At 68.3% G+C, this 13,390-nt stretch carries 11 protein-coding genes; 7 read left to right on the top strand and 4 right to left on the bottom strand.

Annotation, left to right across the window (positions count from 1 at the left end; genetic code table 11):
• Nucleotides 1-31 precede the first annotated feature (31 nt).
• The 3 genes from ASG43_RS20470 to ASG43_RS20480 form a co-directional block, all read right to left on the bottom strand.
• Nucleotides 32-2,629 (bottom strand): transglycosylase domain-containing protein, encoded by a 2,598-nt coding sequence (locus tag ASG43_RS20470; protein WP_056509227.1) that lies wholly within the window; start codon nucleotides 2,627-2,629, stop codon nucleotides 32-34.
• 330 nt (nucleotides 2,630-2,959) lie between these two features.
• Nucleotides 2,960-3,781, bottom strand: coding sequence for an alpha/beta hydrolase (locus ASG43_RS20475; RefSeq protein ID WP_056508808.1), 822 nt, complete (start codon nucleotides 3,779-3,781; stop codon nucleotides 2,960-2,962).
• Between the two features lie 89 nt (nucleotides 3,782-3,870).
• Nucleotides 3,871-4,704 (bottom strand): MipA/OmpV family protein, encoded by an 834-nt coding sequence (locus ASG43_RS20480; RefSeq protein WP_056508809.1) that lies wholly within the window; start codon nucleotides 4,702-4,704, stop codon nucleotides 3,871-3,873.
• Nucleotides 4,705-5,007: 303 nt separating this feature from the next.
• Here ASG43_RS20480 and ASG43_RS20485 point away from each other — a divergent pair, with 303 nt between their 5' ends.
• Nucleotides 5,008-6,000: a tripartite tricarboxylate transporter substrate binding protein gene (locus tag ASG43_RS20485; protein ID WP_056508812.1), complete on the top strand. Its 993-nt coding sequence runs from the start codon at nucleotides 5,008-5,010 to the stop codon at nucleotides 5,998-6,000.
• Nucleotides 6,001-6,285: 285 nt separating this feature from the next.
• Complete coding sequence (locus ASG43_RS20490; protein WP_056508813.1) at nucleotides 6,286-6,780, top strand: hypothetical protein; 495 nt, start codon at nucleotides 6,286-6,288, stop codon at nucleotides 6,778-6,780.
• 69 nt (nucleotides 6,781-6,849) lie between these two features.
• Here the strand turns inward: ASG43_RS20490 and ASG43_RS20495 are convergent, their stop codons facing one another.
• Nucleotides 6,850-8,259 (bottom strand): M20/M25/M40 family metallo-hydrolase, encoded by a 1,410-nt coding sequence (locus tag ASG43_RS20495; protein ID WP_056508816.1) that lies wholly within the window; start codon nucleotides 8,257-8,259, stop codon nucleotides 6,850-6,852.
• A 467-nt stretch (nucleotides 8,260-8,726) separates the two neighbouring features.
• Between ASG43_RS20495 and polA the strand changes: the two genes are divergently transcribed.
• The 5 genes from polA to ASG43_RS20520 all read left to right on the top strand — a co-directional run bounded on the left by polA (nucleotide 8,727) and on the right by ASG43_RS20520 (nucleotide 13,389).
• A complete protein-coding gene (gene polA / locus ASG43_RS20500; protein WP_056508817.1) occupies nucleotides 8,727-11,651 on the top strand; it encodes a DNA polymerase I in 2,925 nt (974 codons plus the stop codon).
• A 65-nt stretch (nucleotides 11,652-11,716) separates the two neighbouring features.
• The gene (locus tag ASG43_RS20505) at nucleotides 11,717-11,923 is read left to right on the top strand and encodes a DUF433 domain-containing protein (RefSeq protein ID WP_056508819.1); all 207 of its coding nucleotides are present in this window, start codon (nucleotides 11,717-11,719) and stop codon (nucleotides 11,921-11,923) included.
• The gene (locus ASG43_RS20510; protein ID WP_244488176.1) at nucleotides 11,896-12,315 is read left to right on the top strand and encodes a DUF5615 family PIN-like protein; all 420 of its coding nucleotides are present in this window, start codon (nucleotides 11,896-11,898) and stop codon (nucleotides 12,313-12,315) included. The genes ASG43_RS20505 and ASG43_RS20510 overlap by 28 nt, the downstream gene beginning before the upstream one ends.
• Nucleotides 12,316-12,347: 32 nt before the next feature.
• Nucleotides 12,348-13,034 (top strand): orotidine-5'-phosphate decarboxylase, encoded by a 687-nt coding sequence (gene pyrF, locus ASG43_RS20515; RefSeq protein ID WP_056508823.1) that lies wholly within the window; start codon nucleotides 12,348-12,350, stop codon nucleotides 13,032-13,034.
• 61 nt (nucleotides 13,035-13,095) lie between these two features.
• Nucleotides 13,096-13,389, top strand: a complete 294-nt coding sequence (locus tag ASG43_RS20520) for a DUF1330 domain-containing protein (RefSeq protein ID WP_056508827.1) — start codon at nucleotides 13,096-13,098, stop codon at nucleotides 13,387-13,389.
• The last annotated feature ends 1 nt before the right edge of the window (nucleotide 13,390 follow it).

A 13,390-nucleotide genomic window follows, 5' to 3' on the forward strand; every position in this document is an offset into this window, starting at 1 on the left:
CGCCGCGCAGGCGTTCCGTCTCGAACGCGGATCATCCGCCGAAGAAATCGTTGAACAGCGATCGGTCGCTCGCCCGGCCGCCCGGAGCCGGACCTTCCAGAATCGCCCCGTCCGGTACCCGGCCCTCCAGGATCGCGCCCTCGGGAAGCTGGTTCTGGCGAACCATGCGGGTCGGGGTGCGGCGCGGCGCGATCTCCTCGGCGGGGCGCATCGCGCCCTCGTCGACATAGCCGGGATCGCCCGGCAGGGGTTCGACGCCGTAGATGTCGTCCTCCGGCGGAATGTCCCGCCGGGCGACGGGCGGAAGCGGGTCTTGCGCGAAAGGATCGGCCGAACGCGGCGGCGGTTCCGCGCCGGGTTCGATCGCCGCGGCCCTCGATCTGCGCTCGATCGGCGGGGCTTCGCCGGGCACCGGTTCCACGACCGGTCCGCCGGCCAACGGATCGGCGTCGGCATAGGGATCGGCCGACGGCGGCGCCTCGCCGGGCAGGCCGGCGGCCTCCTGCGGTATCTCGGCATCATCGTAGAACCCACCCGAAGACTCGCCCGTGGAGGCGGTGAGCGGCGCGGGCTCCTCGGCTTCCGGACCGGTGCCGGGCAGCGGCATGGCGGGCAGGCCTTCATGGGCGGCGGCCATGAAGCTGTGCCAGGCGACGGCCGGCAGCGTGCCGCCGGTGACCTTCTTCATCGGCGCGCCGTTGTCGTTGCCGAGCCAGACGCCGGTCGTGAGATTGGCCGTATAGCCGACGAACCAGGCATCCTTGAAGTCCTGCGTCGTGCCCGTCTTGCCGGCGGACTGCCAGCCGTCGAGCGCCGCCCGGCGGCCGGTGCCGGAGGTGACGGTGCGCGTCAGCATGGCGTTCATCATGCCGACGATCTCGGGCGCCACGATCACCGGCGGAACCTCCGCGCCGCGCTCGTAGAGCACCGTGCCGTCGACGTCCGTGATGCGATTCACGAGATGGGGCTTGGCGAGATAGCCGCCATTGGCGAAGGGCGCGAAGGCGCCCGTCAGTTCGAGCAGGGACACTTCGGACGTGCCGAGCGCGATCGAGGCATTGTCGATGATCGGCGAATGGATGCCCATCTTCACCGCCGTCTCGATGACGGCGGCCGGCGTCACCGAGACGGTCAGCTGCGCGGCGATCGTGTTCAGCGAGTGGGACAGCGCGTCGGCGAGCGTGACGGGTCCGCGGAACTTGTTGTCGTAGTTCTGCGGCGACCAGTTGCCGATCCGCGTCGGCGCGTCGTTCACCACCGTGTCCGGCCGCCAGCCGCGTTCGAGCGCGGCCTCGTAGACGAACGGCTTGAAGGCCGAACCCGGCTGGCGCTTGGCGTCGACGGCCCGGTTGAACTGGCTCGTCGCATAGTCGCGTCCGCCGACCAGCGCGCGGATCGCGCCCGTGCCGTCGATCGCGACCAGCGCGCCCTGGCTGACATTCTGCCTGGCGCCGTCGATCGTTGCGGAGATCGCTGTCTCCGCGTCCTTCTCGAGGCCGAGGTCGATCGTGGTCTCGACGACGACGTCGCTCTTCACCTCGCCGACGAGCTCCTTGATGTCGCGCATCACGAGATCGGCGGCATAGTGCTCGGCGCCCGTCCAGTAGGATTTGGCGCGCGTCGCCTTCTGCGCCTTGGCCGCGTCGAATTCGGCCCGGTCGATCAGCTTCTCCTCCAGCATCGCCTGGAGAACCACGTCGGCGCGCGCCTTGGCGGCTTCGGGATCGTTGGCGGGGGAGAGGCGCGAGGGCGCCTTCAGAAGGCCGGCCAGGAGCGCTGCCTCGCCGAGCGTCACTTCCTTGGCGGACTTGTTGAAATAGCGCCGCGCGGCGGCCTCGACGCCCGTCGCGCCCGAACCGAAATAGACCCGGTTCAGGTACATTTCGAGAATCTGGTCCTTAGTGAAGCGCGTCTCCAGCCACAGCGCGAGGATCGCCTCCTGGATCTTGCGCTCGATGTTCTGGTCGGGCGTCAGGAAGATGTTCTTGGCGAGCTGCTGCGTCAGCGTCGAGCCGCCCTGCACGGTCGCGCCGGCCTGCGCGTTCTCGACGGCGGCGCGCACGATGCCGACGGGATCGACGCCGAAATGCGAATAGAAGCGACGGTCCTCGATCGCCATGACCGCCTGCGGGATGTAGGGGCTCATCTCGTCGAGGGAGACGGCCTGTCCGCCGGTCAGGCCGCGATTGGCCATCAATTCGCCCGCGACCGAGACGATCCGCACGTTCGGCGGCCGGTCCGGAACGGCCCAGGCCTCCTGCGGCAGCTTGATCGCGAAATAGGCGAGGATGCCGACGAGCGCGATGCCGCCCCAGACCACGCCGAGGACGGCCAAGCGCACGAAGGGGCCGAAGATGCCGCGCCGGCGGCGCCGCGCCGACTTGCCGCCGCCGGTGCCGCCATCGTCCCCGCCGCCACGCCGGCCGCCGCCGCCGAAGAAGGATCGACGGGCGGTTTCGGCTTCACGACCCGCATGCGCATCGGCCCGCTGCGCCGTGCGCCGGCGCGGCGGTTCGGAACCGCCGCCGGCGACGGCCCGGTCCTCGCCGGAGATCCGAAGCCCGGAGCTTTCGTCCCGGCCGCCGCCGAAGCTCGGTTCGATGCGTTCGCCCTTGCGCCGTACGGCCATGCAGTCCATCGCCCCTCAGGAGGCCCGGACCTGCCGGAAACCTCGTCTCGTCGCCCGCGTCCCGATGCCAGCGCGCCGTGCCGGACGCCGTCCGCCGTCCGTCCGTGCGGCTTTCGCCGCCGTGTCCGCACGATCCGCCAGGAAATCCGCAAAACCGCGACAACCCTTGCGCCGAGTGCAGTCTAAATGCGGCGATTTAACGGGACTTGAACGAAGCCGGCACCGACCGACCCTCACCGGGCGCGACGCGGCGCGCCCGGTCTCGTCCGGCGACTGCGATGGACGCGGCCGGTCCTCCCGAGGAGGCGCTGCGGCCGCTTTGCGGCCCAATCAGATCCGCGCGAAGGCGGCGAGATCCTCGGTGAGCTTCTGCTTGTCGGTGACGTTGAGGGCGTGCGGCGATCCTTCGTAGACCTTCAGTTCGGCGCCGGGCAGCATGGCCGGAATGCGCTTGCCGGACGCCTCGAAGGGCACGGTCTGGTCGGCATCGCCATGGATGACGAGCGTCGGCACCGTGAAGTGGCGGAGGTCTCCTCGAAAATCGGTTCGGCCGAAGGCCTCGACGCAGTCGATCGTCGCCTTGGCGCTGGCCTTCAGGCCCTCGATCATGAACTGCTGGCGGGTCTCGTCCGAGATCTGGAAGTTCAGCATCCCCGCGTTGAAGAAGCCCTTCGAGAACGTGTAGAGGAAGTGCGGCCGGTCGGCCTTCAGACCTTCGATCATGCCCTCGAAGATCGAGCCGTCGACGCCGTCCGGATTGTCCGGGCCCTTCAGGAGGAAGGGCGTCACCGCCGAGACCAGGGCGACCTTGCCGACGCGCTGACCCTCGTGCCGCGACATGTAGCGGGCGACGTCGCCGCCGCCCATGGAGAAGCCGACCAGCACGGCGTCCTCGAGATCGAGATGGTCGAGCACGCAGGCCAGATCGTCGGCGAGCGTGTCGTAATCGTATCCGGAATAGGGCTGCGAGGACTTGCCGAAGCCGCGCCGGTCGTAGGCCACGACCCGGAAGCCGGCCTCGACCAGGGGCGCGGCCTGATACTCCCACATCGACGACGAAAGCGGCCAGCCATGGATCAGCACGACGGGGCGGCCCTGGCCCCAGTCGGTGTAGTGGAGTTCGGTCTTGTCGGCAGTCTGGACGAAGGGCATCGGGAGGCTCCGGAAACGGGCGGGACCGCAGAGGGCCCGGTCCCGTTCCGAATGCTCAGCCGACCATAGCGTTCCGGGGCGCGCCTTCCTTAGAAGTCCAGCGTGAAGCGCTTGGACAGGCCGAGGCCGACGGTGAACTGGTCCGCGGAGCCGGCCTTCACGATCGGCGAATCCTCGGCATCGCCGACGAGGCGCTCGTAGGAGCCCTGGGCGTTGAGGAACCAGTCGGGACGGAATTCGTAGCGCGCCGAGGCCGCCGCGCCGACCGTCTTGAAGCCGCCGTCGGCGTCATAGGCCGAGAAGCGCCCCCGCGAGGCGACGGCTTCGAGCGCGGTCACGCCGAAATAGGTGTCCATGTAGTCTTCCGACGCGAAGGTCGCGCGCGGACCGGCCTTCAGTTCGAGCTCTGGCGTCGGGCGCGCGATCGCATTGGCGCCGACCGCGCCGACGAGACCGTCCGCGCCACCGAAGGCATAGCGCGCCTCGCCGTAGACTTCCGCATAGGTCCACTCGTAGCCGACCCGGATACCTGCCTCGTAGGTCGCGTCGACGTCGCGAAGGCCGAAGAGCTTGGTGTTCTCGTCGCGCTCGCTCGTGTAGCCGAAGGACGGTCCAATCGAGAAGCCGCCGGCGGTGTTCGGGGTCGGGCTGCCGATCGTGAAGAGGCCGGGCAGGTTCAGGTAGTCGAGCGAGATGATCGGATAGGGCGAGACCTCGTAGTCGTCGGAGCCTTCGTAGGTGGGCGAGACGAGGCCACCGAGGCCGAACTCGAAGACCATCGAGACGCGCTCGTCGGGCGTCATGACGGGCGCGGCGTCCTCGACATAGACGTCGGCGGCGAATGCGGGGGCGAGCGACGCGCCGAGAGCCGAGCCGAGAAGGAGAGCGGAGACTGCGAGGCGAAGCGTCGTCGGGCGGGCCATGGTCGGGTGTCCTCGAGAGGGGCGTCACACGCGAAGCGTGCGAGATCATGGGCTAGCCATAGCCCGCTCATGGTGAGGAACAAGTTATCTTCGCCCGTTCCGCCGCCTCGAAGGGGCCATGGCGGGCGGTTGGCGGCGCGTCGTTGCGGGGCGGCAACAGAATCGGCGGCCCGGAGCGCCTTGCGGGTGCGCCGCCGGGAAAAGAGGGATGCGCGGCTCGCGCAAGGCGAGACTTTCCGCGTTCTTTCCGTAGGATGGCGTCACGACGCCTCGTTGCGTCCCGATCGTTCTGGGAGGAAACCGATGAAACGCAGAACCCTTCTGGCGGCCTTGGCCGCCGCCACCGTCCTGTCCGGCATCGCCGGGCCGGGCTCGGGCGAGGCCCGGGCGCAGGACGGCTATCCCCAGCAGCCGGTGCGGCTCGTCGTGCCCTTCGCGGCGGGCGGCTCGACCGATCTCGTCGGACGCGTGATCGCGCAAGGGATGGGCGAGCGGCTCGGCCAGCAGGTCGTCGTGGAGAACAAGGGCGGCGCCGGCGGCAATCTCGGCGCGACCGCGGTCGCTCAGAGCGCGCCCGACGGCTACACGATCCTGATGGGCACGATCGCGACCCATGCCCTGTCGGCCTCGCTCTATGCCAAGCCGCCCTTCGATCCCGAAAAGGACTTCGCGCCGATCGTCCTCCTCGTCACCGTCCCGAACGTCCTCACCGTGAACAAGGACTATCCGGCGAAGGACGTGAAGGAACTGATCGCACGTCTGAAGGAAAAGCCCGGCGAGGAGGTCTGGTCGTCCTCGGGCAACGGCACGCCGCTCCACCTGTCCGGCCAGCTCTTCATGACCATGACCGGCACCGACATGATCCACGTTCCCTATCAGGGCTCGGGCCCGGCTCTCGTCGATGCCTTGTCCGGCGCCGTGCCGATCAACTTCGACAATCTTCCCTCCTCGTCCGGCCACATCAAGGGCGGCGCGCTCCGGGCGCTCGCGGTGACGACGAAGACGCGCGTGCCGCTCTTCCCGGACGTGCCGACCATGGAGGAGGCAGGGGTTCCCGGCTACGAGACCAACACCTGGAACGCGCTCTTCGCGCCGGCCGGCACCCCGCCCGAGGTGGTCGCCAAGCTGAACGCGGCGGCGAACGAGGCCCTGAAGGACCCGGCCGTCGTCGAAAGGCTCGCCGGGGTCGGCGCGACGGTGGTCGGCGGCACGCCGGAGCAACTGGCGGCGCACGTGACGAGCGAGATCGCGAGGTGGAGACCGGTGATCGAGGCGGCCGGCGTCCGGATGGACTGAGCCGGTCCGTCCCCCCGCTCGCGTCCCGCACGTCGTCGGCGGCGGCCGAGGTCGTCTGGCCCGAAATGCCTCGGGCGAGACGACCATCGGCGGGTCGTCGCTTCACCGGCCGACCCTGCCGCTCGGACGATCCCGCACGGACCATCCGGTTCCAGACGAGTTTCCCGCCCGGGATGTTTCGCGCGTCGATCGTTTCCAGGCTATGGTTCCGTTCGGGCAGGTGGTTCTGCCCACGGTCCGTCGACCGGATCGGCACCATCTCCTCTTTCGTTCGGGAATGCGTCCTTGAAGAGACTTTCCATCCTGACGGTCCTGGCGGCCGTCCTCCTCGGCGCCGCGGCGCGGGCCGAGACCCTTTCCTTTCCGGAAGCGGCGCCGGTCGCGAGCGTCACCTTCCCCGACGACTGGGACTCCGAGGAAACCGATTCCGGCGTCGCCTCGACCACACCCGACGGCTCGATCTCGTTCTACCTCGACGTCGCCGACGGCAAGTCGATCGAGACGGTGCTGAACGATGCGTTCACGTTTCTCGGCTCCAACGGCGTGACCGTCGAGGAAGCCTCGCAGCAGGCGCGGAGCGGCGAGATCAACGGCATGCCGCTGCAATCCATCATCTTCGACGGCAAGGACGAGGACGGGCCGGCCACGATCCAGGTCGGCTTCCTCGTCACCGCGCCCGACAAGGCGCTCGTCTTCACCTATTGGGGCACCAAGGGCGACGAGGACGCCCATCAGGGCCAGCTCGAGACCGTCGTGGCGTCGATCAAGCCGGCCGGCTGATCCGCGTCTTTCATCCCCGCGACGCCGCAAAGGGGCGACCGGCGAACCCGCCGGTCGCCCCTTCGTGTTTCAGGCGACGCCGTCGCGGCCGATCGCGTCGAGGATGCGGGCCCAGGACCGCTGGCCCTTGGCGTAGGACGACAGCTCGTATTTCTCGTTCGGCGAATGGATGCGGTCGTCGCCGAGTCCGAAGCCGACGAGGAGCGAGCCCATGCCGAGCCGGCGCTTGAACTCGCCGACGACGGGGATCGAGCCGCCCATGCCGATCATGACGGCCGGCTTCGGCCATTCGTCGGAGAGCGCCTCGCGCGCGGTCCGGAGCACGGCGGAATCGAAGGGCAGCTGAATGGCGGGGGAACCGCCATGCTCGTGGAACTCGACCGAGCAATCGGCTGGAAGCCGTTCGCGGACGAAGGCGCGAAAGCTCTCGCGAATCCTCGCCGGATCCTGGGAGAAGACGAGGCGGAAGGAGATCTTGGCGAAGGCTTCGGCCGCGATCACGGTCTTGAAGCCCTTTCCGGTATAGCCGCCCTCGATGCCGTTGACCTCCGCGGTCGGGCGCGCCCAGACCTGTTCGAGCACCGTGCGGCCCCTCTCGCCCGCGGGCACGGACAATCCGACCTGCCCGAGGAAGGCCGCCTCGTCGAAGCCGAGCTCGTCCCAGATCGTCCGGACGTCGTCGGGAAGCTCCTCGACGCCGTCGTAGAAGCCCGGCAGCGTCACGCGCCCGTCGGCATCGTGGAGATCCCCGATGATCTTTGAGAGGATCCGGATCGGATTGGCGGCGGCACCGCCGAAATAGCCGGAATGGAGATCCTTGTCGGCCGCGCGCACCACGACCTCCTCGCCGACGAGGCCGCGAAGGCCCGTGGAGATCGCGGGCGTGTCCCGGTCCCACATGTTGGTGTCGCAGATCAGCGCGACGTCGGCGGAAAGCTCCTCGCGATGCGCGTCGAGGAAGGGCAGGAGCGAGGGCGAGCCGGACTCCTCCTCGCCTTCGAGGAAGATCGTCACGCGGCAGGGCAGCGAGCCGGTTTCCGCGATATAGGCCCGGCACGCCTCGACGAAGGTCATGAGCTGGCCCTTGTCGTCCGCCGAGCCGCGCCCGACGATGCGCCTCGTGCCGTCCGGCATGGTCTTCAGCGCGGGCGAGAAGGGTTCCGTGTCCCAGAGCTCGATCGGATCGACCGGCTGCACGTCGTAATGACCGTAGAAGAGGACATGCGGCACGCGCCCCGCCACCCCGGAGGGACCGGCATGATGGGCGATGACCATGGGATGGCCCGCGCTGTCGGCGACGCGCGCGGAAAAGCCGATGGCGGAAAGATCGCCGGCCAGCCATTCCGCCGTCTTGCGGCACTCGCCGGCATAGTCCGGATCGGTCGAGATGGACTTCAGCCGCATCAGCTCGAAGAGCCGCTCCACGGATCGGTCGAGATTGAGGTCGAGGCAGGCGAGCACGCTGTCGAGCTGGGCCATGGCGGCAGTCTCCCGGAAGGGCGGTCCTCGAGGCGCGCAAGAGCACCGAACCGCCGGAACAGTCAGGAGGAGGGTTTAGAACATCGACCCGATGCCGGTCGAGGCAGGAAAAGCGAAGCCGCCGCGGCCAGGGGGACTGCCACGACGGCTTCAACCTTTTCAGGCAACGCCCGGTCCGCGAGGGGGGATCGGAATCCGAGGCGTTCTCTCCACCGGGGGAGGCGGGGGGACGAGCCGTCCGCCGGCGTCGGCGATCATCTCTGCCGATGGGTGAGATCTGGCTGCGGGGACCTCGCCTTTCAAGCGTCCGGACCGGGCGAAACGTCACATGGCCGTGAGATCGGGATGACAAATCGGACAGGTTCGAAGGGCCCGCGACGAACGGGTCTCCGTCGCTTCCCGAGGGCCGGCGGCGGCGGTCGCCTGCACGGTTTACTCCGACGTGTCGGCGCGATACGGACAACCCCATGCAAAAGGGCGATCACCTCTTCCTCGTCGACGGCTCGGCCTACATCTTCCGTGCCTATCACGCTCTGCCGCCGCTGACGCGAAAGTCCGACGGCGCGCCGGTCGGCGCGGTCTCCGGCTTCTGCAACATGCTGTGGAAGCTCGTCGAGGAGTCGCGGGACACCTCCGTCGGCGTTGCGCCCACGCATTTCGCGGTCATCTTCGATCACTCCTCGACGACCTTCCGCAACGAACTCTACGACCAGTACAAGGCGAACCGCGTCGCCCCGCCCGAAGACCTCAAGCCCCAGTTCGCGCTGATCCGCGAAGCCGTGCGCGCCTTCGACCTGCCTTGCATCGAGAAGCAGGGCTTCGAGGCGGACGACCTCATCGCGACCTACACGCGCCTCGCGGTCGAGGCCGGCGGCGACGTCACGATCGTCTCCTCCGACAAGGATCTGATGCAGCTCGTCGGTCCCGGCGTGATCCTCTACGACCAGATGAAGGACAAGCGCCTCGGTCCGGAGGAGGTGAAGGAGAAGTTCGGCGTCTATCCCGAGAAGATGATCGACCTCCAGGCGTTGGTCGGCGACTCATCCGACAACGTTCCCGGCGTCCCCGGCATCGGCCCGAAGACGGCGGCCGAGCTTCTCGACGTCTACGGCGACCTCGAAACGCTTCTGGAGCGCGCGGGCGAGATCAAGCAGGCCAAGCGCCGCGAGAACATCCTCGCCTTCGCCGAGCAGGCGCGGCTGTCGAAGAAGCTGGTGACGCTGGAGCAGCACATGCCGCTCGACACCGGCCTCGACGACCTCTTCATCCACGAGCCCGACGGCGACAAGCTGATCGCCTTCCTGAAGGCGATGGAGTTCACGACGCTGACCCGCCGCGTCGCCGCCAAACTCGGCGAGGATGCGAGCGCGATCCCGTCCGCCGACATCAAGGTGGCCGGAGCCGCGCGCGGGCCCGATCTCGATCCCAAGGCCGCCGCGACGCCGCGCGGCGACGGCGAGGCCGCGCTGCCGATGACGCCGGGCGCCCTGGTGGCGGCGCGTCGCGACGCCGCCGCCGGCGAGACCTTCGACCGCTCGGCCTATGCCACGATCCGCGATGCCGAGACGCTCCATCAGTGGATGGACCGCGCCCGCGAGACGGGGCTCCTCGCCTTCGACACCGAGACGACCTCGCTCGACGCCAACCGCGCCGATCTCGTCGGGGTTTCCTTTGCCGTCGCGCCGGGCGAAGCGGCCTATGTGCCGCTCGGCCATGTCGCGGACGGCGCGGGCGACCTCCTGGCGAGCGACGAGACCCGCGCCGGGGTCGGAGCGCAACTCTCCGAGGGCGAGGCGCTCGGCATCCTGAAGGACGTTCTCGAAGACGCCTCGATCCTGAAGATCGGGCAGAACGTCAAATACGATTATCTCGTCATGCTCCGGCACGGCGTCGCGGTCGCTCCCTTCGACGACACGATGCTGATCTCCTACGTGCTCGACGCCTCGTCCTCGCTCGACGGACACGGCCTCGATGAACTCTCCCAGCGCTTTCTCGGACACACGCCGATCACCTACAAGGAGCTCTGCGGCTCCGGCCGGTCCGCAAAGCCCATCGCGGCCTGTCCGATCGACAAGGTGACCGAATACGCCGCCGAGGATGCCGACGTCGCTCTGCGTCTCTGGCGCGTCCTGAAGCCGCGTCTCGCCGCCGAGGGCCTGTCGTCGGTCTACGAGCGCCTGGAGCGCCCGCTCGTTCCGGTGCTCGCCCGCATGGAACGGCGCGGCATCCGCACCGACCGGCAGATCCTCTCGCGTCTGTCCGGCCGCTTCAGCCAGAAGGCCGCGGGACTCGAAGCCGAGATCGCGGAGCTCGCGGGCGAGGCGTTCAATCCGGGCTCGCCGAAGCAGCTCGGCGACATCCTCTTCGGCAAGCTCGGCCTGCCCGGCGGCAAGAAGACCAAGACCGGCCAGTGGTCGACCGATGCGCGGGCCCTCGAAGAGCTGGCCGCCGAGGGTCATCAACTCCCCCGCCGCATCGTGGACTGGCGCCAGCTGACCAAGCTGAAGGGTACCTATACCGATGCTTTGCCGGCTTATATGGATGCCGACGACCGCATCCACACGTCCTATTCCATGGCTTCGACGACCACGGGTCGCCTGTCCTCCTCCGAGCCGAACCTCCAGAACATCCCCGTCCGCACCGAGGAGGGCCGCGCGATCCGAACGGCGTTCGTCGCGCCGGAGGGCCACAAGCTCCTGTCGGCCGACTACAGCCAGATCGAGCTGCGGCTCCTCGCCCACATGGCCGACATCCCCCAGCTGACCGAGGCCTTCCGGCAGGGCACGGACATCCATGCGATGACGGCGTCGGAAATGTTCGGCGTGCCGGTCGAGGGCATGCCCTCCGACGTCCGGCGACGGGCGAAGGCGATCAATTTCGGCATCATCTACGGCATCTCGGCCTTCGGCCTCGCCAACCAGCTGTCGATCCCGCGCGAGGAGGCCGGCCTCTACATCAAGCGCTATTTCGAGCGCTTCCCCGGCATCCGCGACTACATGGATTCGACCAAGGCCTTCGCCAAGCGCCATCTCTATGTCGAGACGCTGTTCGGCCGGCGCGCGCATTATCCCGACATCGCCCATGCCAATCCGTCCGTGCGCGCCGCCGTCGAGCGCGCCGCGATCAATGCGCCGATCCAGGGTTCGGCCGCCGACATCATCCGGCGCGCCATGATCCGCATGGAGGATGCCCTGAAGGCCGAGCGCCTTTCGGCGCGCATGCTCCTCCAGGTTCACGACGAGCTCGTCTTCGAGGTTCCCGACGACGAGGTCGAGGCGACCATCCCCGTTGTCGAGCGGATCATGACCTCCGCCGCCGAACCCCGCATCGCCCTGTCCGTCCCCCTCCTCGTCGACGCCCGCGCCGCCCAGAACTGGGACGAAGCGCATTGAGGACGCCGTCTTTCCAAGCGCTGGCAGACATCTTAGATGTTGAAGGGAAGGACGGAGATCGCCCCATGGAGACGCAGACCAGGATCGTCAGCGACGAGCGCATTCTCGGTGGAATGCCGGTGGTGAAGGGAACGCGCGTGCCCGCCGACAACGTCCTTGCCGAAGTGCGGGCCGGCAAGAGTCGGATGGAGGTTTTTCGGCACTATCCGTCCTTGCCGACGGACAGCATCGAAGCGTGTCTGGAATGGGAGAGATCGGGCCGTCCCGTTTGAACGACCCGATTCTTATCGACGAGTGCCTGTCGCCGGACCTTGCCGCCCTCGCGCAATCCCGCGGATACAACTCGATCCATGTCCTCCATCGCGGCCGGCGAGGCGCGAAGGACCCGGACCTGATGCCGCTCATACGGGCGGAAAGCTTCGTCTTCGTCACGGCGAACGGGAAGGATTTCCTCAAGCTCTACGCGAGGGAGACGCTCCATCCCGGTCTCATCATCATCGTCCATGGCAACGGTACGGCCGAACGGCAGATCGAACTCTTCGCCCTGGCGCTGGATGAGATCGAGCGCAACAGCGACATCACCAACAAGCTTCTGGAAGTGTTCGCCGATGGCAGCGTTGTCATTCGCGACTATCCGGAGGATCCCGGTGGATCGCATGCCTAACGCCTCCTCTTGCCCTCATCCCGGAGCCTTCCATGCGTGATCGTCTGATCGTCGGCCTCGACGTGTCCAGTCGGGCCGAGGCCGAAGCCGTGGTGGAAGAGCTCGGCGAGACCGTCTCGACCTACAAGATCGGCTATCAGCTCGTCTTTTCCGGCCACGGCCTGCCGATGGTGGAAGAGCTCAGCCGGGCGGGAAAGCGCGTCTTCCTCGACGTGAAGCTCCTCGACATCGCGAACACGGTCGAGAAGGGGATCGAGCAGATCGCCAGGCTCGGTGCCGCGATGGTCACGATCCATGCGCAGGGCCATGCGATGCGCGCGGCGATGAAGGCCGCGGCCGGGTCGGATCTCCTGGTGCTCGGCGTAACGGTGCTGACCTCGCTCGACGACGCGGATCTCGCCGACGACGGCTACGCGTTCGGCGTCGCCGATCTGGTGCGCCGGCGGGCCGAGATGGCGCGGGAGATCGGCATCGGCGGGCTCGTCGCCTCCGCTTCCGAAGCCCGCGACCTTCGCGCGATCCTCGGACCTGCCCTGGCGCTGGTGACGCCGGGCATCCGGCCGGCCGGTTCGGCGGCGGGCGACCAGAAGCGTGTCGCCACGCCCGCCGAGGCGATCCGCGACGGCGCGTCGCATCTCGTCGTCGCCCGTCCGATCGTCGGCGCGGCCGATCGCAAGGCCGCGGCCGAAGCGATTCTGGCGGAGATGGCGGCAGCCTGACGCGAGCGCCCTATATGAGGGCGCATTCCGGCGGGACGGCCGGCCGAATGGAGAAGCCCTCATGCCGAAAGCCTATTGGATCGCCCATGTCGACGTCCGCGATCCCGAGCGCTACCAGGATTACGTGACGACCGCCGCGCCGGCCTTTGCGCAATACGGCGCGAAATTCCTGGCGCGGGGCGGGCCGATGATCGGCCTCGAAGGCATCGCGCGCCGCCGCAACGTGGTCATCGAATTCCCGAGCCTGGCGGCGGCCCAGGACTGCTACGAAAGCCCGGCCTATGCCGAGGCCCGCGCGATCCGGGCCGAGGTCGCCGAGGCCGACATCGTCATCGTGGAAGGCGTCGAGGCTTAGG

Origin of the sequence: Aureimonas sp. Leaf454, assembly GCF_001424685.1 — a bacterium.
GTDB lineage: Bacteria > Pseudomonadota > Alphaproteobacteria > Rhizobiales > Rhizobiaceae > Plantimonas.

Coding starts and splice junctions, on each gene's coding strand:
- ASG43_RS20505 (WP_056508819.1), top strand. CDS start 11,717: ATGGAGACGCAGACCAGGATCGTCAGCGACGAGCGCATTCTCGGTGGA.
- ASG43_RS20470 (WP_056509227.1), bottom strand. CDS start 2,629: ATGGCCGTACGGCGCAAGGGCGAACGCATCGAACCGAGCTTCGGCGGC.
- ASG43_RS20520 (WP_056508827.1), top strand. CDS start 13,096: ATGCCGAAAGCCTATTGGATCGCCCATGTCGACGTCCGCGATCCCGAG.
- pyrF (WP_056508823.1), top strand. CDS start 12,348: ATGCGTGATCGTCTGATCGTCGGCCTCGACGTGTCCAGTCGGGCCGAG.
- ASG43_RS20485 (WP_056508812.1), top strand. CDS start 5,008: ATGAAACGCAGAACCCTTCTGGCGGCCTTGGCCGCCGCCACCGTCCTG.
- ASG43_RS20475 (WP_056508808.1), bottom strand. CDS start 3,781: ATGCCCTTCGTCCAGACTGCCGACAAGACCGAACTCCACTACACCGAC.
- polA (WP_056508817.1), top strand. CDS start 8,727: ATGCAAAAGGGCGATCACCTCTTCCTCGTCGACGGCTCGGCCTACATC.
- ASG43_RS20510 (WP_244488176.1), top strand. CDS start 11,896: ATGGGAGAGATCGGGCCGTCCCGTTTGAACGACCCGATTCTTATCGAC.
- ASG43_RS20495 (WP_056508816.1), bottom strand. CDS start 8,259: ATGGCCCAGCTCGACAGCGTGCTCGCCTGCCTCGACCTCAATCTCGAC.
- ASG43_RS20480 (WP_056508809.1), bottom strand. CDS start 4,704: ATGGCCCGCCCGACGACGCTTCGCCTCGCAGTCTCCGCTCTCCTTCTC.